The sequence below is a fragment of the Methylobacterium sp. AC690 genome, from assembly GCF_979256535.1.
Map to the genome: position 1 here is coordinate 123,762 of NZ_CEEDOX010000007.1, position 19,635 is coordinate 143,396.

A 19,635-nucleotide genomic window follows, 5' to 3' on the forward strand; every position below is an offset into this window, starting at 1 on the left:
GCCCTTTGTGGTGGCGCCGTCGGGTGTTACGAGCACGCCATGACCACACGACCACCTTCACGCGGCGGCTCCGGGCGCAAGGGAGCCGGCAAAGGCCCGGGCGCCGGCAAAGGTACCGGCCCGGGCGCCGGCACCGGACGCGGCGCTGCTCCTGGCCGCCCCGGCCGGCCCGGCAAGCCGGGCGCCTTCAAGCGGCCGGACCGCGAGCGCACAGGGCCGCGCACCAGCGCCCTCGATGCCGCCCAGCGGGCAGCACAGGCCCGCGGAGATGCCGCGGCCAAGCATGCGCCCTGGCGCCCCGGTCAGGAGGCCCGGGACCGCGAGACCGGGTCCCCTGACGGCTTTGAACGTGACGGCTTCGCGCAGGACCACTTCGAGAAACCTGACGAAGCCCCCCGGCGTGCGCCGCGCACCCGCGCCGAGCGGCCGGCACCGGCCGGTGGCGCGCCGGCGCGTCGCCCGGGCGCGGCCCCGCGCGCGACCACGCCGGTGCCGGAGGGACCGACCCGGCGCGAGCAGCGCGCGGCCGCCTCCGCCACCCTGGCCTCCGGCGTCCAGACCCTCACGGTGGAGGAGGACGAGGCCGGGATGCGGATCGACCGCTTCCTCACCACGCGTTTTCCCCAGCTTCCCTTCACCCGCGTCCAGAGCATCGTGCGCAAGGGCGAACTCCGCGTCGACGGCAAGCGTGCCAAGCCCAACGATCGGCTCGAGCCGGGCATGAGCGTGCGCGTGCCGCCACTCAAGCTCGAGGCCCAGGGCGAGCGCCCCCGCTCGGCCGCGAAGGACGCCACCGACGCCGATTTCATCCGCTCGCTCATCCTCTACGAGGATGCCGAGATGATGATCCTGAACAAGCCCTTCGGCCTCGCGGTGCAGGGCGGCTCCGGCACCGTGCGCCACGTGGACGGTCTCCTGGAGGCGCTGACGGGCAAGGACGGCCAGAAGCCGCGCCTCGTACACCGCCTCGACAAGGACACCGCGGGCTGCCTCATCGTGGCCAAGACGCGGCTGGCCGCCGCGACGCTGGCCAAGAGCTTCCGGTCGCGCTCGGCCCGCAAGGTCTACTGGGCCCTGACGGCCGGCGTGCCGCGGGTGGCGCAGGGCCGGATCTCGACCTACCTCGCCAAGGAGGAGCCCACGGACGCGGATGCGCGCATGCGGGTCGCCAAGCACGGCGACGAGGGCGCCGCCCATGCCCTGACGTATTACGCCATGGTCGACAACGCGGCGCAGAAGCTGTCCTGGCTCTCCCTGAAGCCGGTGACCGGGCGCACCCACCAGTTGCGGGCCCACGCCGCCCATATCGGGCACCCCATCGTGGGCGACCCGAAATACTTCAGCATCGAGAACTGGGAGCTGCCCGGCGGCATTCAGAACCGGTTGCACCTGCTCGCCCGCAGAATCGTGATCCCGCACCCGCGCACGGGCCAGCCCGTGGACGTCACGGCCCCGCTTCCGCCGCATATGGCGCAGAGCTGGAACCTGCTCGGGTTCGACGCGTCCCGCTACGATCCCATCGTGGAGGCGCCGGAAGCCTGAGGCCCGCGCCCACCTCCGGGAGGTGCGGCACCTCGCCAGAGGACGAGGGGGAGGGCGGCCACGGTTGCACCTTGGCAAGCGCCCGCCATACCTTATCCTCCTGATCCATCCCGGCGGGCGCGTTGCCACCGGCCAAGGACCGTCGCGCCACGATGCATCGAGACACGATCCTGACGCCGGCGATCGGCTTCGCCCTCCTGGCACTCACGGCGATCGGCGCTGGCAGCACGCTCAGCACCGCCGCGACCGCACAGGCCACGCCGCCCGCCCAGACCAAGGCGCCGCCGTCGGCCCAGGCGCCGGCCTCGCCCCCGCCGCAGGCGACACCGCCGAATTCGGGACCGCAGCCGCCCTCGGCGCCCGCCGCCCAGCCCCAAGGGTCAGGCGCGCAGGGCCAAGGGTCGGGCGCGCAGGGCCAGGGCTCGCGACCGGCGGGCGCCAGCCAGGCCGTGGGGACGGCCGGTGGCCGTGGCGCGGCACAGGTCGGCCGGCCCCGGCGGCGATCCTACGCAGCCTGCAACCGCATCTCGCACACGCGCGGTCTGCGCGGCGGGGCCCGGCGTCGGTTCCTCGTCCGGTGCAAGCTCGGCTATGATCGCCCCCGAAACGGTCAGCCCCAGAGCACCCGACAGCCGTGAGGAAGGCCGCTCACCGCACGAGTCCGAACCCGTGAAGCTCATCGTCTTCGACGTCGACGGAACCCTCGTCGACAGCCAGCACCTCATCGTGGCCGCGCAGGGCGTGGCCTTCGCCGAGCATGGCCTGACGGCGCCGAGCCGGATGGAATCGCTCTCGGTGGTCGGCCTGTCCCTGCCGCAGGCCTTCCGCCGCCTGGTCGGGGACGACGGCCCGATCGAGGGCCTGTCCGAGAGCTACAAGCGCGCCTTCAACATCCTGCGCCTCGACCCGAGCTTCGAGGAGCCGCTGTTTCCCGGCATGGAAGCGCTGCTCACGCGCCTGCATGCGCGCGACGACGTGCAACTCGGGATCGCCACCGGCAAGGCGCGGCGCGGGGTCGATCGCCTGATCGAGACCCACGGCTGGGGGGGCTGGTTCGCCACGACCCAGAGCGCCGACGACGCGCCCTCCAAGCCCGATCCGGCCATGCTGCTCCAGGCGATGGCGGAGACCGGCATCTCGCCGGACGCCACCGTGATGATCGGCGACACCACCTACGACATGACGATGGCGATCAATGCCGGGGCCGCTGCCGTGGGCGTGGCCTGGGGCTACCATCCCGTCGGTGCGCTGTTCGGTGCCGGCGCCTCCATCGTCGTCGACACCGCGGAGGATCTCGGGGCCCTCTTCTCCGGCGATCCGCAGGCCGGGGCGGCGATTCGGGCCTGACCGGGCGCGAGACCCGCGACCCAAGGTGCGAAGCCCGAGACCCGGGACCCGAGATCCAAGGCGCGAGACGGAAGCGGAGAGGCGAGGCGTCTCGCAGCCCGCGCCGCGATGCCCTATCTGCAGGACCATGAGCGACGCTTCCAAACCCGATTGGCTCGGTGAGCCCGAGCCCCCCGCCCAGCCCGATCCGACCCGCGCGGCGCGCGGCCCGGGCAAGCCCGCCTTGCCCAAGCGGTTCTACGCGGAGGCCGGCCTCGCCCCGCATGGCGACGGCTTCCGGCTGACCCTCGACGGGCGCCCGGCGAACACGCCGGCGCGCAATCCCCTCGCCCTGCCGACGCGCGCCCTCGCGGAGGCCGTGGCCGCCGAGTGGGCGGCGCAGGTCGCGGTCATCGACCCCGCCACCATGCCCCTGACGCGGCTCGCCAACACCGCCATCGACGGGGTCGCGCCGCGCCGCGAGGCGGTCATCGACGACCTCTCGGCCTACGCGGGCACCGACCTGCTGGCGTATCGCGCCGGCGATCCCGAGCGCCTCGTGCGCGCCCAGGCCGAGGCCTGGGACCCGATCCTCGACTGGGCGCACCGGGATCTCGGCGCGCGCTTCATCCTGGGCGAGGGCGTGATGCACGTCACCCAGCCGGCCACCACCGTGGCGGCCCTGCGCCGGGCGATCGGCGAGACCGAAGGTCCTTTCCGGCTGGCCGCCCTCCACACGCTGACCACCCTGAGCGGATCGCTCGTCCTCGCCCTCGCGGTGTTGCGGGGTCAGGTCGGTCCGACCGATGCCTGGACGGCGGCCCATGTCGACGAGGCGTATCAGGCGAGCGTCTGGGGCCGTGACGCGGAAGCCGAGGCGCGCCACGCCGTTCGGCAAGCCGAGTTCGAGGCCGCGGCCCAGTTGGCCCAATTGAGCCGTTAAATCGATTTTCGCGGAAAGCGCCGCGTGCTAAGGCCGGTTCAAATCGCGACCGCCAAGGTTCGTGCGGAACGCGACGGGATCTCTCCAACCAGGGCTGGGCGCGCATGAAGGACATTCTCGAGAAGCTGGAAGAGCGGCGCGCCCAGGCCCGCCTCGGCGGCGGCGAGAACCGCGTCGTGGCCCAGCACAAGCGCGGCAAGCTGACCGCGCGCGAGCGCATCGAGCTCCTCCTCGACCACGGGTCGTTCGAGGAGTTCGACATGTTCGTGCAGCACCGCTCCACCGATTTCGGCATGGAGAAGCAGAAGATCCCCGGCGACGGCGTGGTCACGGGCTGGGGCACCATCAACGGCCGCACCGTCTTCCTGTTCTCCAAGGACTTCACGGTGTTCGGCGGCTCCCTGTCCGAGGCGCACGCGGCCAAGATCGTCAAGGTCCAGGACATGGCGCTGAAGATGCGCGCGCCGATCATCGGCATCTTCGATGCCGGCGGCGCCCGTATCCAGGAGGGTGTCGCGGCGCTCGGCGGTTACGGCGAGGTCTTCCGCCGCAACGTCGCCGCGTCGGGCGTCATCCCGCAGATCTCGGTCATCATGGGCCCCTGTGCGGGCGGCGACGTCTATTCGCCGGCCATGACCGACTTCATCTTCATGGTGCGCGACACGAGCTACATGTTCGTGACCGGCCCCGACGTGGTGAAGACGGTCACCAACGAAGTCGTGACCGCGGAAGAACTCGGCGGCGCCAAGGTGCACACGACCAAGTCCTCCATCGCCGACGGCTCGTTCGAGAACGACGTCGAGGCCCTGCTGCAGGTCCGCCGCCTGGTCGACTTCCTGCCCGCCAACAACATCGACGGCGTGCCGGAGATCGAGAGCTTCGACGATCCGCTGCGCCTCGACCTGAGCCTCGACACGCTGATCCCGGACAACCCGAACAAGCCCTACGACATGGGCGAGCTGATCCGGCGCGTGGCCGACGAGGGCGACGTCTTCGAGATCCAGGCGACCTACGCCCGCAACATCATGACGGGCTTCGGACGCATCGAAGGCCGGACCGTCGGCTTCGTGGCCAACCAGCCGATGGTTCTGGCCGGCGTGCTCGATTCGGACGCCTCCCGCAAGGCGGCCCGCTTCGTGCGCTTCTGCGACGCGTTCTCGATCCCGATCGTCACCTTCGTGGACGTGCCGGGCTTCCTGCCGGGCACCGCGCAGGAATACGGCGGCCTGATCAAGCACGGCGCCAAGCTGCTCTTCGCCTACTCCCAGGCCACCGTGCCCCTGGTGACCATCATCACCCGCAAGGCCTTCGGCGGGGCCTACGACGTGATGGCGTCCAAGCACGTGGGTGCCGACCTGAACTACGCCTGGCCGACCGCGCAGATCGCCGTGATGGGGGCCAAGGGCGCCGTGGAGATCATCTTCCGCAGCGAGATCGGCGATGCGCAGAAGATCGCCGAGCGCACCAGCGAGTACGAGGACCGCTTCCTCTCGCCGTTCGTGGCCGCCGAGCGGGGCTACATCGACGAGGTGATCATGCCGCACTCGACGCGCAAGCGCATCGCCCGGGCCCTCAGCATGCTGCGCACGAAGGAGATGGAGCAGCCCTGGAAGAAGCACGACAACATCCCGCTCTGAGGGCGGGGACCGGCCCGGTGTCCGACCGAGCCAGCGTCGCGAAACATTCCGGTGGCCTATTCCCGGAACGGTGCCATGATCCCGCACCCACAACCGGGAGGAGACAGGTCATGGCGACTGAACAGAAGCGTGGAAGTCGCGAGGCGAAGAAGCCCAAGAAGCCGGTGACGAAGACGATCGCGGCGGCGCCCTCGACCAAGGGGACGGTGGTGGCCGCGCCGAAAGCCGGCAAGAAGTAGGCCCGCAGGGCACCGGTGCGGGTCAAGCCCGCGCCGGGTTGCGGCCGAGGACCCTTCAGCCCTGGGCGTGCCCGGTTCCCTGGACGGTCTTGCCCGCCGGATCGGACGCGCCGCCGAGGTTCAGCAGGACGATCTCCGGCGGCACCCCCAGGCGCACCGGGATGCGGCTGACGCCGAACCCCCCCGAGACGATCATCTGGCGGCCTTTCCGGACCACGTGGCCGTAGGCGAAATCGTTGTTGCCGTGGATCGCCGCAATGGCCGGCGAGTAGCCGAACAGGCGAACCTGGCCGCCATGGGTATGGCCCGCGAGGGTCAGGGACACGCGGTCCGGCACGTCGAGGAACAGGTCCGGCTCGTGGATCATCAGGAGCACGGGCGCGGAATCGGTCACCTTCGCGAGCGTGCCCGGCAGGTCGTCGCGCCCACCCGCGTCATCGTCCACGAGGAACGGGATCTGGTCGCCGACGCCCGCGATCCAGAACGGCTTGCCGTCCTTCACGAGACGCAGGGCGTCGTTCTCCATGACGGGAATCCCGACCCCCTCCAGCGCCCGCTGCGCCTCCACGGGTCCGTCGCGGCGCGCCTGCGCCTGCTTGTCGTCCCACCAATCGTGGTTGCCGAGAATCGAGTAGACGCCGAGGGGGGCGCGGAGCTCCGACACCACCCGGGCGAAGTCCGTCAGCGGGACCTTCCGGTAGGTGACATTCGGTCCGGCCGGGTAGTCCCCCAGCATCAGGATGAGATCGGGCTTCAGCGCATTGGTGGTGTCGACGATCTCGGCGATCCGGTCGAGGGGCATGAACGGCTCGCCGACATGGAAGTCGGCCAGCACGGCCACGCGCAGGGACAAGCCGGGGGTCCAGTTCGGAAGGACAGGCGCGTAGGGCGTGACGACGAGCCGGTAGAGCGGCTCGATGCCGAAGGCGTAGACGCCCGTCGACCCGACGACACCCGCACTCGCCCCGAGCCCGGTCAGGAACTGCCGGCGGCTCGGCAGGATCAGCATGGTCAGGCTCCTCGGTCGCGCGACGGGCGCGGTGCGTCCCTCTCGCCACAAAAGATGACGAAAGCGAGGAGCGTGCCGCAGGCGCGGTGACGGATAGGCCCGCGGCGTCGAGGAAGGAAGACCGCTGCGGTGGATTCGCGCCCGGCGACGCAACCCACCCCGGTCGGTCAGGCGAGGGGCGTGTCCTCGTGCTCGAAGCGCGCCGAGCGTGTGCCGCTCAGGAGCCCCGTCCGGGCCGACTTCTGCGCCGTGGACACGGCCTGCACGGCCGCCGCCAGGGCCGGAAGCGCAACGGGCCGGAACGTCTCGGCCTGATGATCGACGATGATGGTCGAGCGATCGGAGCGTCGAGCGGTGCCTGAAGTCTGTTGGCGCGGATGCATATCACCAGTGTCCTGTTGTGCTCGACAGCTTCGGTCAGGGTCTCGTGCTGAATCCTGAGCGATGAACGTCTCGCGGGCACCCAATGGTTTGACCCGGACGCCTGTCGAGCGACGTGAAGACCATACAGCCGCGGCCGACCTGAATGAAAGCTTAAGGCGCTCACGATCCCTCGACCAAAGCGTAAATCAAGACGCTTACCGAGCGCTACAACACTTAAGCAGCGACAGTTTTGCGGCGCAAAAGACATCATGCACTGCGAAGAAGACCTTCGCAGTGCCGTCTCGACCCTCACGCTTCGCGGAGCGGCGCGGCCTCGAGCTTCTGCTCGGCGATCCAGGCCGCAGTCCGGTCGAGGGCGCGCGTCAGGCGATCGAACAGGGTGTCGATCTCGGACGGTGCGATCACCAGAGGCGGGCAAACCGCGACGCGGTCCCCGGCGAGGAAACGCACGATCAGCCCCTCGGCCTGGGCGAAGGCGACCACCCGAGCCGCCACACCGGCCTTCGGTTCGTATTGCCGCCGGGACGCCTTGTCGGCCACGAGCTCGATGCCGCCGATGAGTCCGATCCCGCGCGCCTCACCCACGAGGGGATGATCGCCGAGGGCCGCCAGGCGCGCCTGGAACTGCGGCGCTTTCTCGGCGACCCCCTCGACGATGCGGTCGCGCTTGTAGATCGCGATGGTCTTGAGGGCGACCGCGCAGGCGACGGGGTGCCCCGAATAGGTGGTGCCGTGCCCGAAGGTCCCGAGCTTGGCGCTCTGCTGCACCATCAGGCGGTAGAGCGGCTCGTCGACGGAGATGCCGCCGAGCGGGAGGTAGCCGGAGGTCAGTGCCTTGGCGAAGGAGAGGCTGTCGGGCCGCATACCCATCGCCTCGGATCCGAACCAGGTGCCGAGCCGCCCGAACCCGCAGATCACCTCGTCGGCGATGAAGCGCACGTCGTGCCGGTCGAGCACGGCCTGGATCTTGGCGTAGTAGCCCGCGGGCGGGAGGATGGCACCGCCGGCACCGAGCACCGGCTCGGCCACGAAGGCTGCGACGGTCTCGGGGCCCTCGCGGAGGATCACCGCCTCCAGCTCGGCGGCGAGGCGGGTGGTGAAGGCCTCCTCGCTCTCCCCCTCCTGCCCGAAGCGGTAATGGTGCGGGCAGCCCACATGCAGGAATCCCGGCAGCGGCAGGTCCCAGTCGGCGTGGTTGGCGGGCAGGCCGGTCATCGAGGCGGTGGCCACCGTGACGCCGTGGTAGCCCTTGATGTGCGAGAGGATCTTCTTCTTGCGCGGTCGGCCGAGCGCGTTGTTCATGTACCAGGTCAGCTTGACCTGGGTATCGTTGGCCTCGGACCCCGACGAGGTGAAGAAGATCTTCGAGGTCGGCACCGGCATGAGCTCCTTCAGGGTCTCGGCCAGCTCGATCGCCGGGTCGTGACTCCGCCCCGAAAACAGGTGCGTGAAGGGCAGGCGCGACATCTGCTCGCTGGCCGCCTCCACCAGCTCCTCGTTGGAATAGCCGAGCGCCGTGCACCACAGCCCGGCCATGCCCTCGAGATAGGGTCGGCCGTCGCTGTCGTAGACCCAGACCCCGTGGCCACGCTCGATGACCAGCGGACCCGTCTCGCGAAAGGTCTCCAGGTTGGTGTAGGGATGGATCAGGGTTTCGACGTCGCGGGTCGCGAGGTTCGAGAGCATATTTTTGCCTGACGGTTGGCTGATGGCCGACATGGGTGCGAGACTGTAACGAGGGGCGCCCGCCGTAGAAACCCGCGCGTCGTCGCAACCGGACCCGAACCCATGCTCGACCCCGCAACCATCGTGGCCCACCCCGCCCCCGGCCGCGCCTGCGGAACCTGCACCCTCTGCTGCAAGGTCTACGACGTGCCGGCGGTGGAGTCCGTTGCCGGGCAATGGTGCCGGCACACCAGGCAGGGTCGGGGCTGCGCCATCCACGCGACCCGGCCCGATCATTGCCGTGCCTTCCACTGCCTCTGGATGACCGAAGCCTGGCTCGGCCCGGAATGGAAGCCCGAACGCGCCAAGATGGTGCTGAGCCTCGACCCGGTCTCGCGGCACATGAACGTGCAGGTGGATCCAGGCCAGCCGAATGCCTGGCGACGCGAACCCTATTACGGCCAGCTCAAGCGCTGGGCCGTGTCGTCCCTGGCCCAGAAACGCCACGTCCTGGTCCATCTGAACAAGACCACCACCGTGGTGCTGCCCGACCGCGACGTGCCTCTCGGCGCCTTCGAGCCGGGGGACCGCATGGTGGCGCGCGAGCGCATGACCCCGCAGGGCGTGGTGATCGAGGTCGAGAAGGTCCGCGATGCGGCCTGAGACCCTGGGGACGACGATCCGCGGCATCCTGTTCGACAAGGACGGGACGCTGGTGGATTTCGACCGGACCTGGGGACCGGCCGCCTATTCGGTGATGACCGCGCTGTCGGGCGGCGACCGGTCGCGGCTCGAGGCCCTCATGCGGGTGAGCCACTACGACGAGGTCGGCCAGCGCTTCGCGCCGACCTCGCCGCTCATCGCCGGCTCCTCGGCCGGCTACGGCCCCCTCTGGGCCGAGGTTCTGGACCGGCCCGCCGGCCCAGCGCTCTACGCCGAGATGGACGCGCTGTTCCGCGCGGCCGGCCTCGCGGCGCTCACGCCGATCGGGTCACCGTCGGACCTCGCCGCATGCCTCGTCGCCGGCGGCTTCGCCCTCGGGATCGCCACCAACGACGCCGAGGCCTCGGCGCGGGCCCAATGCGCCGCCCTCGGCCTCGCGTCGCACTGCGCCTTCGTGGTGGGCTATGATTCCGGTCATGGCGCCAAGCCGCAGCCCGGAATGGTCGCCGCCTTCGCCGACTCCCTCGGATGGCCCGCGAACCGGATCGCCATGGTGGGGGATTCGCCCTACGACCTCATGGCCGCCCGCGCCGCCGGGGCGATCGCGATCGCGGTGCTGAGCGGACCGCTGGGCCCCGCAGCCCGGGACGCGATGGCCCCCCTGGCCGACGTCATCCTCGACTCGGCGGCGGACCTGCCGGCGCTCCTCGGGCTCTAGCGGTTGTCCGGGATCAGCGGGAACCGGTTCGCCCGATACGACAAACGTCAAGGCAGGGATCACCGGTCCGTCCGGCTCAGGATGAGCCTGACAGACCCTCGCCGGCTTCGCCCGTGACCGGCTGCGCCCGGGCCAGATCGCGCCACCGCAGCACGAGGCGCTCGAAATCCACGATGTCCTGCGCCGGCAACTGCCCGAGGGTGCGGGCCACATACGCCTTCTGCGCCACGATCCCCCGCGTGGCGAGGTCCGCTCCCGCGGCGGTGAGGTAGAGGGCGTGCGAGCGCCGGTCGCCCGGGATCGGACGACGCTCGACGAGGCCGGCTTCGACGAGACGATCGATCAGCCCGGAGACGTTGCCCTTGGTGACGTAGAGCCGCGCCGCGAGGTCCTGCTGCGTCATGCCCTCGCGCTCGGTGAGCGTCGAGAGGGCATCGAATTGCGGGATCGACAAGCCCAATCCGCGCAATTCCCCGGCCATCGCCGCGGTCACCCGCCGGTTGAGGCGGATGAAGCGAAACCAGACCCGCAGAGGATCGGCAGCCTCGGCGGGCATCGGAGTGGGTGGGGGCGCGGGCATCGTCGGGCGGCTATAGCAGAGACGGCGCCACTCCCGGAAGCTTCGCGATGCACGGCCCGGGTGGCGCCGGGGAGCGCGGACCGGTAAAGCTCCCAACGCACGGCCCCGCGGATCTTCCGGACAGCGAATCTCGTCACAGCATGCGTCGTCTGCCCTACGAAGATCCGATCACCCGCGCCGGCCCGATCTCGCGGACCGTTGCGGTGCTGGCGCTCCTCGTCAGCCTGTTCGCCCTCCTGCTGGTGCGCGATCCGCGCGCCGAGGCCGGCCCGGCCCTGGCGACCCTCGGCGCCGGTCTCGTGCTGGCGGTCGTCGCGGTGCTCCTCGCTCTCGTGGCCTTCGTGCGGGTCTGGCGCGAAGGTGCGCGGGGCCTCGGGGCGGCCCTGGCGGGCCTGTTCCTGGCGAGCCTCGTCCTCGCCTATCCGGCCTACGCCGCCCTGCGGGCCGTGAGGCTTCCGGCGATCGCGGACGTGACGACCGACACCGACAATCCCCCGGCCTTCTCGCGCTCCCGCACCGCCTTCGCCGCCCGCGATGGCCGCTATCCGCCCGATCCGGGCCCCGCCGCCCGGACCGCCCAGCGCGCGGCCTATCCGCAGATCGCGCCGCTGACCCTCGACCTCGATGCCGACGAGGCCTTCGAGCTCGCGCGCAAGGCGGCCGTGAACCGCCGCTGGCAGATCGTCGAGGCGATCCGCCCCGGCGGCCGTGTCGGGAACGGCCGCATCGAGGCGGTGTCGCGCGGTCCCATCCTCAACCTTGCGGATGACGTCACCGTGCGGGTCCATCCGCGGGCGGACGGGGCCCGCATCGATGTCCGCTCGGCCTCGCGCCTCGGGACGCGGGACCTCGGCAGCAACGCCGACCGCATCCGGGCCTACCTGGACGAAGTCGCCAACCTCGCCATCGCGGTGAAGTGAACGGGCGTCAGGCCGGCCTGTAGCGGCTGTCGAGCCGGGGCGGGCCGTCGCTCCGCACCATCCCGCGTTCGACCAGATCCTCGAGGTGGGCGAAGACCGACAGGGCCGCCGCCCCGCGCAGGGCGGGGCTCAGGCCCTGGTAGATCGACGCGACGATGGCGCGGATGTCCCGGTCGCCCGCCTCCAGGCGGTGGCGGATCGCGCTCTCGCGCTGGCGACGGTGGGTGGCGAGGCCCCGCACGAAGCGGCGCGGCTCGCGGACCGGTCCGCCGTGACCCGGCCAGTAGATCGTCTCGTCGCGGTCGCGCAGGGCCTCGAGGGACGCCATGTAGGCGCGCATCGCGCCGTCGGGGGGCGCCACGATGGTGGTCGACCACGCCATGACGTGGTCGCCCGAGAACAGGGCCGCTTCCTCCTGCAGGGCGAAGGCGAGGTGGTTCATGGTGTGGCCCGGGGTCTCCAGGGCCTCCAGGGTCCAGCCCGGCCCCGCGACGGTGTCGCCCATGCGCAAGGCCCGGTCGGGGACATGGTCCCGGTCGGCGCTGGCATCGAGCGGGGCGATCTCGCCCGCGCCCAGGCTGCGCGCCGCCCGGTGCGGACCGCAGCCGAGGATCGGCGCTCCCGTGCGGGCCCGGAGCAGCCGGGCGCCCGGCGAGTGATCCCGGTGGGTATGGGTCACCAGGATGGCCGTCACGGGTGCCCCGGCGCAGGCCGCGACGAGCGCCGCGATGTGCGCCTCGTCCGCCGGACCGGGATCGATGATGGCGACCGCCTCGTCGCCGACGAGGTAGCTGCAGGTCCCGGTGGCCGTGAACGGTCCGCCGTTCGGTGCGATCCGCCGCCGGACCAGGGGCGAGAGCCGGACCGTCTCACCGCTCGGAGGCGGAGCCCGGTCGAAATCAGGATCGGACGGCGTCTCGCTCATCGGGGCTCCTGAGCGCGTGGGATCGAACCCGCCCTAAGCCATCGCCGGTGCAGGGACAACGCCCCGCAGGCGGCCGGCGGCCGCTTCTATAGACGAGGGACGGGCGGCGGCCGCTTCCAAAGGCGAAACGGGGGGGCGGCCGCCCTAGTAGACGAAGGGCGAGGCCATCACGACCCGGGTCGGCGCCCGGGCTGGAACGAAGCGCGGCTCGACTTCGATCGGCGGCGGCACCGGCTCGAAGCCGGCGGAGGCCGCCACGCGGATGCGGGGCGCCCGATCTGCGCTGCGGACACCCTGGCGGAGGGCGCGGGCATCGGCCTCACGGCGGACCACGTCGACCTTGGCGTTGATGTCGCGCCGCGCCCGGCGCGACAGGCCGCGCGCCTCACGGAAGTCGACGACGGTGAAGCCGCCGGCGCGGAGCGGCGTCACGACGGCCGCACTCGCCTCGGTGGCGACGACGTCGCCGGCGCGCGCGGTCATGTCCTGGAGGATCGACAGCGGCGAGGCCACACCCTGGTCGGGCTGACAGCTGCAATGCTCCACGCGCTTCGTGCGATAGAGGTTGGCCACCGCAAGGCTGCGGTAGGGCTGTCCGTCGAGGCCGACGGCACGGTCGAGTTCGGTTTCTCCGCCTCCTAAGGTGAAGAGCCGCGTCGGGGTGTTCGGGCAGGCCGCCGCGCAGGCGGCCTCGTGGACCGGCAGATCGGATCGGGCGCCGAGGCGTCCGAGGGGGAAGACGTAGCCGTCGCAGGATCGCACGCAGACGGTGCGGGCGCCCAACGCGGTGCGGGCCGGGCCGACGGGACCCGCCGCCATCGGCCCGACCGCGGCCGGAGCCCGGGTGCGCCGGGCTCGGATCTGCCGGGTCGCCGTCGCCTCGACGACGGGGCGCGGAGTCTGGCGCAGGGGCCGCACGGCGCTCACCCGCCGGGCGTCGGGAAGGGACACGTAATGCCCGCGCCGGCGCGCCGGCAGCGATGCCGCCGGAGCCGGGGCCGGCTCGCGGAACAGCGTCTCGAGGAAGTTGAAGAGGCCCCCCTGTTCCGAGGCCTTGACCATCGTCGTCCCCGCCGTGACCCCACCGAGGCCCAGCAGGAGCCCAGCCAGCGCCGTCGCGACCATCTGCTGTCGCGTACCGGCCGGTGCGAGACGCTGCCACTTCATACCCGCCGGCTCCGATTCCGTCGCTCTGATCATCTGGGCCGCATCGCTCAGGCCGCGGCGTCCCCACGTACGCATCATCACGGACGAGGCGCAACGGCGGCAAACCACCGAGACGGGCACGCGCGGACGATGCTTCGGCGCCCTGGACGGTCCGGGGCCCCGCGCGGCGGCGGCCCTTTCCTTCGCCGCTTGCGGCCTGGACCTTCCGTGAGGGACGCAGCCACGCCCTGGAACAATCACTTGTGATGCATGCCAATCGCCTGATGGATCCGCTGGGCCCGACCGCGTCCCCGGAAGTGAAACCCCACCACAGGACGGCACCGCCGACGGCAAGCCCGGTCTCGGGAAAGATGACGGCCCTGCGCTCATCGGCGAAGTCCTTCGACACCGCCTCACCGCAATCGGTCCGGAGCCGCGGGAGGCGAACCCGACGGGCGAAGAGTACGAGTAATGCTTCGTGAAAGCCGACAACATGCCTGGTGCGTATTTCACGTATGATAATGACTTGTATTACAGATCTTCGGGTTGATCACAGGGAATTGAGCCGCGCTTTAATTCAGACTTAAGCCTTGTCCGCTTCCATCGGCGAGCACCCGTGAGAGTGCCAGCGGCTTCTTGCGAGGCTGCAGCAGAAACAGGCCACAGGGGATGTCGAGCGTTCCGGATCGTCGAGTCGACAACACCGTTCCCCCGGGGAATCGCGCCGCGCTTCCTCACCGGTGGCAGGGCCCGTCTCACGGCCCCCACGGAGGGCGCGGAGCTGTCGGCATCGCAATGGACCGCATCGCAGCCGAGGATTGCCCATGACGTTCTTCAACAGCCGCACCGCGGCGAAGCTCGAGGCGCTCGACCGGTCCCAGGCCGTGATCGAGTTCCTTCCCGACGGCACGATCGTGGCCGCCAACGAGAATTTCCTGAAGACCGTGGGCTATGACCTCGCCGAGATCAAAGGCCAGCATCATCGCATCTTCGTCGATGGAACGGATCGGGACAGCCCGGCCTACAAAGCCTTCTGGGCCGCCCTGGCCGGGGGAGAATTCCAGCGTGCCGAGTACAGACGGATCGGCAAGGGCGGCCGCGAGATCTGGTTGCAGGCGACCTACAATCCCATCCGGGGTCGGGACGGTCGCGTCACCGGCGTGGTCAAATTCGCCACCGACATCACGGAGGAGAAGCGGCGGAGCGCCGATACCCTGAGCCAGATCGAAGCCATCGACCGGTCGCAGGGCGTGATCGAGTTCGACCTCGACGGAACGATCCTGAGCGCCAATCGCAATTTCCTGGATGTGGTGGGCTACAGCCTCGAAGAGGTGAGGGGGCAGCATCATCGCCTGTTCGTCGACGGCCCCGAGCGGGACAGCGCTGCCTACCGGGTCTTCTGGGAGGGATTGGCCAAGGGCGTCTTCCAGAGCGGCGAGTTTCGGCGCGTCGGCAAGGACGGCCGGGCGATCTGGCTGCAGGCCACCTACAACCCGATCCTCGACCCGGCCGGGCGGCCGATCAAGGTGGTCAAGTTCGCCACCGACATCACGGCCGAGAGGCTGCGGACGGCAGAGCTGCAGGGACAGGTGGAAGCGATCGGCCGCTCGCAGGGCGTGATCCATTTCGACCTCGCCGGGCACGTCCTGGATGCGAACCCGAACTTCCTGGCCGTTCTGGGCTACGATCTCGCCCAGATCCGGGGTCAGCACCACCGCATGTTCGTCGAACCGAGCTATGGGGCATCGGCGGAGTACGGCGCGTTCTGGACCGCCCTGCGCCGGGGCGAGTTCCAGAGCGGCATCTTCCAGCGCGTCGGTGCGGGAGGCCGCATCGTCTGGATCCAGGCCTCCTACAACCCGATCCTGGACATGAGCGGCACGCCGTTCAAGGTGGTCAAGTACGCCACCGATATCACGGCGCGGATGCGCTCGCAGATCGAGGCGGCCAGCGCCTCGTCGCAGACCCTGGTCAACGTCCAGACGGTGGCCTCGGCCGCCGAGGAATTGAACGCCTCCATCGGCGAGATCGCCAGCAGCCTCGCCCGATCGCGCCAGGAGGTGGACGAGATGGACGAGCGCGCCCAGAAGGCCGATCGGTCGACGGGCCAGCTCGCCGACGCCGCCACGTCGATGAACGGGATCGTCCAACTGATCCAGGGTGTCGGAGGACAGATCAATCTCCTGGCCCTCAACGCCACGATCGAGGCGGCGCGGGCCGGCGAAGCGGGGCGCGGCTTCGCCGTGGTGGCCGGCGAGGTCAAAAACCTCTCCAACCAGGTCACGAACGCCACCGCACGCATCGCCGAGGACATCAAGACCATGCAGACGGTCTCCGGCGACGTCGTCACCTCCCTGACGGCGATCGGACAGGCGATCGACGTGGTTCGCGGTTTCGTCACCGGCGTGGCGTCTGCGGTCGAGGAGCAGAGCGCCGTCACCCAGGAGATCTCCATGAGCATGCAGACCGCGGCCCACGGGGTGGCGCAGATCGATCGCAACCTGCAGGCCCTCGCATCCTGACGGCCGGCGCAGCCAAACGACGCGGCATCGCGGACACGCCGACTTAGCCGTTTGCTCTTTTTATAGCCCCTGCTATAACGCGGTGGGCTGCCTGCAGGCGCCTGGCGGTCCTCTTGCCGGAAACACGCGTGCGCATGGCTCGACACGAACATCTCACGGCTCCGGGGCCCGTCTCGGCACCGGAGGGTCCCCCGGCGCATCAGGCGCCCACGGAAGGATCCTGGCGCTTCAGCCGGGACACGGGAGCCCAGCCGAGCCTCGGGCGGATGAACGGCAGCGTTCCGGTCCAGGCGACCGGCACCTGGCTGCGTCGGCTGCTCGCCTTCATCGGCCCCGGCTACATGGTCTCGGTCGGGTACATGGATCCCGGCAATTGGGCGACCGACATCGCCGGCGGTGCGCAATTCGGATACACGCTGCTCTCGGTCATCCTGCTGTCCAATCTCATGGCCATCGTGCTCCAGGCCCTCGCGGCCCGGCTCGGGATCGCCACGGGTCGCGACCTCGCCCAGGCCTGCCGGGATCATTACCCACGCCCCATCAGCCTGGTCTTATGGCTCGCCTGTGAAGCGGCGATCATCGCCTGCGACCTCGCCGAGGTCATCGGGACGGCCATCGCCCTCAAGCTTCTGTTCGGCCTGCCCCTCGTCGTCGGGGCAACGCTCACGGCCCTCGACGTTTTCCTGATCCTGCTTCTGATGCGGCGGGGGTTTCGCGCGCTCGAGGCCTTCGTCATCGCCCTGCTGGCGGTGATCTTCGTCAGCTTCGGGATCCAGATCGCCCTCGCGGCACCCCCGATCCAGGCGGTGCTCGTGGGCTTCCTGCCCTCATCCGAAATCGTGCGGAACCCGGCGGCGCTCTACATCGCCATCGGCATCATCGGCGCCACCGTGATGCCCCACAACCTCTACCTGCACTCGTCGATCGTGCAGACCCGCGCCTATCCGCGTACCGAGGAGGGCCGGCGCGGGGCGATCCGCTTCGCGGTCGCCGACTCGACGATCGCCCTGATGCTCGCCCTGTTCGTCAATGCCGCGATCCTGATCATGGCCGCCTCGGTGTTCCATGCGCAGGGACGCACCGACGTTCAGGAGATCGAGCAGGCCTACGAGCTGCTGTCGCCTCTGCTCGGTGCCGGGATCGCCTCGACGCTGTTCGCGGTGGCCCTGCTGGCCTCGGGCCTCAACTCCACCGTCACGGCGACGCTGGCCGGCCAGATCGTGATGGAAGGATTCCTGCGCCTCCACATCCCCGACTGGGCCCGACGCCTGATCACACGCGCGATCGCGATCGTGCCGGTGGTGGGTGTGACCGCGCTCTACGGCGAGCAGGGCACGGCGAAGCTGCTCGTGCTGAGTCAGGTGGTGCTGTCAATGCAGCTCCCCTTCGCCGTCATCCCCCTGGTCGGGTTCGTGTCGGACCGGCAGAAGATGGGCGCGCATACGATTCGGCCATGGCTCAAGATCCTGTCCTGGGCCATCGCGGCGGTCATCGTCGTGCTGAACGGGAGGCTTCTGTTCGACACCGTGATGGGCGCCTGACGGCGCCGCACCACGTCGATTTCAAGGAAAGGGCCTCAACGGCGACGGTCGGCGCGGACGCGCACGGGAACCGGCTGGGGCGCGGGCATCGGGCCTTCGAGGATCGCACCGATCAGCGAGCGGCTCGCCTCGGCGACGGTTTTGATCAGACGTCGCACGATGGAGGCGACAGTCGATTGTCTCATGACGGGCTCCTGACCGACGGGCTGAGGACGAACGTCGCAGTCCGGGCCGGGTTCCGGTTGCGATGAGACAGAGATAGCAAGTTCAGTGTCTCCTGCTCAGGGGTCGAGGGCAATCGGCCGCATCGGTGTGAAGCGCGCAAAAAAGCACCGGCGTGATGACGCCGGTGCCCAGAACTCATGCAGGCCGATTCTCCTGCAACCCGTTTCTCTTGCGACTTGCTTCTCCTGGGCCGCGATTTCCTTGCGACGCGGTTCTCACGGCCCGCCGGACGGCGCAGGCGTCGCGCCCCGGCGCCGCCTACGGCTTGCCGCGCTTGGCCATGAGTTGCTCGATCAGCGAACCACCCTTCTCGATGGCCGCCAGTTCCTCGGCGACCGCATCCACGGTCTCGCGGATCTGCTCCGGCGTATGCTCGGAGGTGATGAAGAAGCGCAGGCGCGACGCCCGCTCCGGCACCGCCGGATGGATGATTGGCTGAACGTTGATGCCGCGCTTGAAGAGGCGGTCCGACAGCGTCACCGACTTGAGGGAGTCGCCGACGATGACGGGGATCACCGCGAGGCCGAGGCTGGTCCCCGTGTCGAGCCCGTGCTTCTTCGCACAGGACAGGAACAGGTGACCGTTCTGGCGCAGGCGCTCCACCCGGTGCGGTTCGGCATGCATGATCTCGAGCGCCGTCTCGGCCGCGGCGGCGAGGGGCGGCGAGATGCCGACGCTATAGATGAAGCCGCCGGCCGTGCACTTGAGGTACTCGATCAGCGCCGCCGGTCCGGCGACGTAACCGCCGCAGGTGGACAGGGTCTTCGAGAGCGTGCCCATCCAGATGTCGACCCCGTGGGGATCGACGTCGCAATGCTCGGCGAGACCGATGCCGGTCCGCCCGAGGACGCCGAGCCCGTGCGCGTCGTCGACCATCAGCCAGGCATCGTAGCGCTGCTTCAGGGCGATGAGCGCCGCGAGGTCCGGCGCATCGCCGTCCATGCTGTAGAGGCCTTCCACCACGATCAGCGCCCGGCGATGCTCGTGGCGCGTGGCGCCGAGCAGCGTCTCCAGGGCGTCGAGATCGTTGTGGGAGAACGAGCGGCGCTGGGCCCCCGAGAGCTGGGCACCGGTGACGATGCTGTTGTGGCTCAGGGAATCGTGGAAGATCACGTCGCCCGGCTCCAGCAGGGCGCCGATCGTCGTGACGTTGGTGGCGTGGCCACTCACCATCACCACGCAGGCCTCGGTGTCGTAGTGGTCGGCCAGGGCCTTTTCCAGGGAGAGGTGTCCCGGTCGCTCGCCGGCCACGATCCGACTCGCAGAGGCCGAGGTGCCGTAGGTCTCGATCGCACGGGCCGCCGCGGCGTTGACGTCGGGATGCCCGTTGAGGCCGAGATAGTCGTAGGACGAGAAATTGACGAACGACTTGCCGGCGATGCGGGTCGTGGCGCCGGCCTTGGTCTCGTGCACCCGGAAGAAGGGGTTGCCGAGGCCGATCAGGTCGGCCGCCGAGCGCTGAAGGCGCAGCTCCCGGTAGCCCGGCAGCGACTCGAAGTTCTGCACGGACGCATCGCCCGACGGGCGCTGGGCCGCACGGGCCGGCGCCGGCCGGTTTGCGTTACGCCCGAGGCGGTTGGTGACGAAGCCCGCCAGGGCCGCGCGTCCGCCGTCGGGTCTCGCGGAATTGCTCATGCGGCATGCCTCAAG

19 protein-coding genes are annotated in these 19,635 nt (G+C 70.1%); 11 read left to right on the forward strand and 8 right to left on the reverse strand.

Features of this window, described 5'->3' with window-relative positions:
• The first annotated feature begins 39 nt into the window (after positions 1-39).
• The 6 genes from AC0IY1_RS10180 (at position 40) to AC0IY1_RS10205 (ending at position 5,687) form a co-directional block, all read left to right on the forward strand.
• A complete protein-coding gene (locus AC0IY1_RS10180; protein ID WP_471769293.1) occupies positions 40-1,542 on the forward strand; it encodes an RluA family pseudouridine synthase in 1,503 nt (500 codons plus the stop codon).
• Positions 1,543-1,694: 152 nt separating this feature from the next.
• Positions 1,695-2,180 carry a hypothetical protein gene (locus AC0IY1_RS10185; protein ID WP_471769295.1) on the forward strand — a complete coding sequence of 162 codons (486 nt, stop codon included), beginning with the start codon at positions 1,695-1,697 and terminating at the stop codon, positions 2,178-2,180.
• A 31-nt stretch (positions 2,181-2,211) separates the two neighbouring features.
• Positions 2,212-2,889: an HAD-IA family hydrolase gene (locus tag AC0IY1_RS10190; RefSeq protein WP_471769296.1), complete on the forward strand. Its 678-nt coding sequence runs from the start codon at positions 2,212-2,214 to the stop codon at positions 2,887-2,889.
• A 127-nt stretch (positions 2,890-3,016) separates the two neighbouring features.
• On the forward strand, positions 3,017-3,811 hold the full coding sequence (locus AC0IY1_RS10195) for an ATP12 family chaperone protein (RefSeq protein ID WP_471769298.1): 795 nt from the start codon (positions 3,017-3,019) through the stop codon (positions 3,809-3,811).
• A gap of 104 nt (positions 3,812-3,915) precedes the next feature.
• A complete protein-coding gene (locus AC0IY1_RS10200; protein ID WP_055950365.1) occupies positions 3,916-5,448 on the forward strand; it encodes an acyl-CoA carboxylase subunit beta in 1,533 nt (510 codons plus the stop codon).
• A 110-nt stretch (positions 5,449-5,558) separates the two neighbouring features.
• The gene (locus tag AC0IY1_RS10205; RefSeq protein WP_277996193.1) at positions 5,559-5,687 is read left to right on the forward strand and encodes a hypothetical protein; all 129 of its coding nucleotides are present in this window, start codon (positions 5,559-5,561) and stop codon (positions 5,685-5,687) included.
• Positions 5,688-5,742: 55 nt separating this feature from the next.
• On the opposite strand, the gene AC0IY1_RS10210 is transcribed toward AC0IY1_RS10205, so the two are convergent.
• The 3 genes from AC0IY1_RS10210 to AC0IY1_RS10220 all read right to left on the reverse strand — a co-directional run bounded on the left by AC0IY1_RS10210 (position 5,743) and on the right by AC0IY1_RS10220 (position 8,766).
• The gene (locus tag AC0IY1_RS10210; RefSeq protein WP_471769300.1) at positions 5,743-6,696 is read right to left on the reverse strand and encodes a metallophosphoesterase; all 954 of its coding nucleotides are present in this window, start codon (positions 6,694-6,696) and stop codon (positions 5,743-5,745) included.
• A 167-nt stretch (positions 6,697-6,863) separates the two neighbouring features.
• Entirely contained in the window at positions 6,864-7,079 is a 216-nt protein-coding gene (locus AC0IY1_RS10215; protein ID WP_471769302.1) for a hypothetical protein, read from the reverse strand.
• Positions 7,080-7,368: 289 nt separating this feature from the next.
• Positions 7,369-8,766, reverse strand: a complete 1,398-nt coding sequence (locus tag AC0IY1_RS10220; RefSeq protein WP_471769304.1) for an aminotransferase — start codon at positions 8,764-8,766, stop codon at positions 7,369-7,371.
• A gap of 102 nt (positions 8,767-8,868) precedes the next feature.
• On the opposite strand from AC0IY1_RS10220, the gene AC0IY1_RS10225 reads away from it, so the two are divergent.
• Together AC0IY1_RS10225 and AC0IY1_RS10230 are read left to right on the forward strand one after the other, a co-directional pair.
• Positions 8,869-9,408 carry a hypothetical protein gene (locus AC0IY1_RS10225; RefSeq protein WP_471769306.1) on the forward strand — a complete coding sequence of 180 codons (540 nt, stop codon included), beginning with the start codon at positions 8,869-8,871 and terminating at the stop codon, positions 9,406-9,408.
• The gene (locus AC0IY1_RS10230; RefSeq protein ID WP_471769308.1) at positions 9,398-10,126 is read left to right on the forward strand and encodes an HAD family hydrolase; all 729 of its coding nucleotides are present in this window, start codon (positions 9,398-9,400) and stop codon (positions 10,124-10,126) included. The genes AC0IY1_RS10225 and AC0IY1_RS10230 overlap by 11 nt, the downstream gene beginning before the upstream one ends.
• Positions 10,127-10,202: 76 nt before the next feature.
• Here the strand turns inward: AC0IY1_RS10230 and AC0IY1_RS10235 are convergent, their stop codons facing one another.
• Positions 10,203-10,682 (reverse strand): MarR family winged helix-turn-helix transcriptional regulator, encoded by a 480-nt coding sequence (locus AC0IY1_RS10235; RefSeq protein WP_471769309.1) that lies wholly within the window; start codon positions 10,680-10,682, stop codon positions 10,203-10,205.
• 164 nt (positions 10,683-10,846) lie between these two features.
• Here AC0IY1_RS10235 and AC0IY1_RS10240 point away from each other — a divergent pair, with 164 nt between their 5' ends.
• Positions 10,847-11,626, forward strand: a complete 780-nt coding sequence (locus tag AC0IY1_RS10240; RefSeq protein ID WP_471769311.1) for a DUF1499 domain-containing protein — start codon at positions 10,847-10,849, stop codon at positions 11,624-11,626.
• A gap of 7 nt (positions 11,627-11,633) precedes the next feature.
• Here AC0IY1_RS10240 and AC0IY1_RS10245 read toward each other — a convergent pair whose 3' ends face one another.
• Both AC0IY1_RS10245 and AC0IY1_RS10250 read right to left on the reverse strand, forming a co-directional pair.
• Complete coding sequence (locus AC0IY1_RS10245; RefSeq protein WP_471769312.1) at positions 11,634-12,551, reverse strand: MBL fold metallo-hydrolase; 918 nt, start codon at positions 12,549-12,551, stop codon at positions 11,634-11,636.
• Positions 12,552-12,695: 144 nt separating this feature from the next.
• Positions 12,696-13,718 (reverse strand): DUF2865 domain-containing protein, encoded by a 1,023-nt coding sequence (locus AC0IY1_RS10250; RefSeq protein WP_471769314.1) that lies wholly within the window; start codon positions 13,716-13,718, stop codon positions 12,696-12,698.
• Between the two features lie 803 nt (positions 13,719-14,521).
• On the opposite strand from AC0IY1_RS10250, the gene AC0IY1_RS10255 reads away from it, so the two are divergent.
• Positions 14,522-16,219: a methyl-accepting chemotaxis protein gene (locus AC0IY1_RS10255; protein WP_471769316.1), complete on the forward strand. Its 1,698-nt coding sequence runs from the start codon at positions 14,522-14,524 to the stop codon at positions 16,217-16,219.
• A gap of 134 nt (positions 16,220-16,353) precedes the next feature.
• A complete protein-coding gene (locus AC0IY1_RS10260; RefSeq protein WP_471769317.1) occupies positions 16,354-17,760 on the forward strand; it encodes an Nramp family divalent metal transporter in 1,407 nt (468 codons plus the stop codon).
• A gap of 35 nt (positions 17,761-17,795) precedes the next feature.
• Here AC0IY1_RS10260 and AC0IY1_RS10265 read toward each other — a convergent pair whose 3' ends face one another.
• Complete coding sequence (locus tag AC0IY1_RS10265; RefSeq protein ID WP_471769318.1) at positions 17,796-17,945, reverse strand: hypothetical protein; 150 nt, start codon at positions 17,943-17,945, stop codon at positions 17,796-17,798.
• A 298-nt stretch (positions 17,946-18,243) separates the two neighbouring features.
• Entirely contained in the window at positions 18,244-19,620 is a 1,377-nt protein-coding gene (locus AC0IY1_RS10270) for an aminotransferase class I/II-fold pyridoxal phosphate-dependent enzyme (protein ID WP_471769319.1), read from the reverse strand.
• Positions 19,621-19,635 lie beyond the last annotated feature (15 nt).

What these genes read in the sequence shown, in the direction of transcription:
- AC0IY1_RS10185 (WP_471769295.1), top strand. Translation starts at nt 1,695, where the DNA reads ATGCATCGAGACACGATCCTGACGCCGGCGATCGGCTTCGCCCTCCTG.
- AC0IY1_RS10250 (WP_471769314.1), bottom strand. Translation starts at nt 13,718, where the DNA reads ATGAAGTGGCAGCGTCTCGCACCGGCCGGTACGCGACAGCAGATGGTC.
- AC0IY1_RS10255 (WP_471769316.1), top strand. Translation starts at nt 14,522, where the DNA reads ATGACGTTCTTCAACAGCCGCACCGCGGCGAAGCTCGAGGCGCTCGAC.
- AC0IY1_RS10195 (WP_471769298.1), top strand. Translation starts at nt 3,017, where the DNA reads ATGAGCGACGCTTCCAAACCCGATTGGCTCGGTGAGCCCGAGCCCCCC.
- AC0IY1_RS10205 (WP_277996193.1), top strand. Translation starts at nt 5,559, where the DNA reads ATGGCGACTGAACAGAAGCGTGGAAGTCGCGAGGCGAAGAAGCCCAAG.
- AC0IY1_RS10270 (WP_471769319.1), bottom strand. Translation starts at nt 19,620, where the DNA reads ATGAGCAATTCCGCGAGACCCGACGGCGGACGCGCGGCCCTGGCGGGC.
- AC0IY1_RS10245 (WP_471769312.1), bottom strand. Translation starts at nt 12,551, where the DNA reads ATGAGCGAGACGCCGTCCGATCCTGATTTCGACCGGGCTCCGCCTCCG.
- AC0IY1_RS10235 (WP_471769309.1), bottom strand. Translation starts at nt 10,682, where the DNA reads ATGCCCGCCGAGGCTGCCGATCCTCTGCGGGTCTGGTTTCGCTTCATC.
- AC0IY1_RS10225 (WP_471769306.1), top strand. Translation starts at nt 8,869, where the DNA reads ATGCTCGACCCCGCAACCATCGTGGCCCACCCCGCCCCCGGCCGCGCC.
- AC0IY1_RS10220 (WP_471769304.1), bottom strand. Translation starts at nt 8,766, where the DNA reads ATGCTCTCGAACCTCGCGACCCGCGACGTCGAAACCCTGATCCATCCC.
- AC0IY1_RS10260 (WP_471769317.1), top strand. Translation starts at nt 16,354, where the DNA reads ATGGCTCGACACGAACATCTCACGGCTCCGGGGCCCGTCTCGGCACCG.
- AC0IY1_RS10230 (WP_471769308.1), top strand. Translation starts at nt 9,398, where the DNA reads ATGCGGCCTGAGACCCTGGGGACGACGATCCGCGGCATCCTGTTCGAC.
- AC0IY1_RS10215 (WP_471769302.1), bottom strand. Translation starts at nt 7,079, where the DNA reads ATGCATCCGCGCCAACAGACTTCAGGCACCGCTCGACGCTCCGATCGC.
- AC0IY1_RS10240 (WP_471769311.1), top strand. Translation starts at nt 10,847, where the DNA reads ATGCGTCGTCTGCCCTACGAAGATCCGATCACCCGCGCCGGCCCGATC.
- AC0IY1_RS10210 (WP_471769300.1), bottom strand. Translation starts at nt 6,696, where the DNA reads ATGCTGATCCTGCCGAGCCGCCGGCAGTTCCTGACCGGGCTCGGGGCG.
- AC0IY1_RS10265 (WP_471769318.1), bottom strand. Translation starts at nt 17,945, where the DNA reads ATGAGACAATCGACTGTCGCCTCCATCGTGCGACGTCTGATCAAAACC.
- AC0IY1_RS10200 (WP_055950365.1), top strand. Translation starts at nt 3,916, where the DNA reads ATGAAGGACATTCTCGAGAAGCTGGAAGAGCGGCGCGCCCAGGCCCGC.
- AC0IY1_RS10180 (WP_471769293.1), top strand. Translation starts at nt 40, where the DNA reads ATGACCACACGACCACCTTCACGCGGCGGCTCCGGGCGCAAGGGAGCC.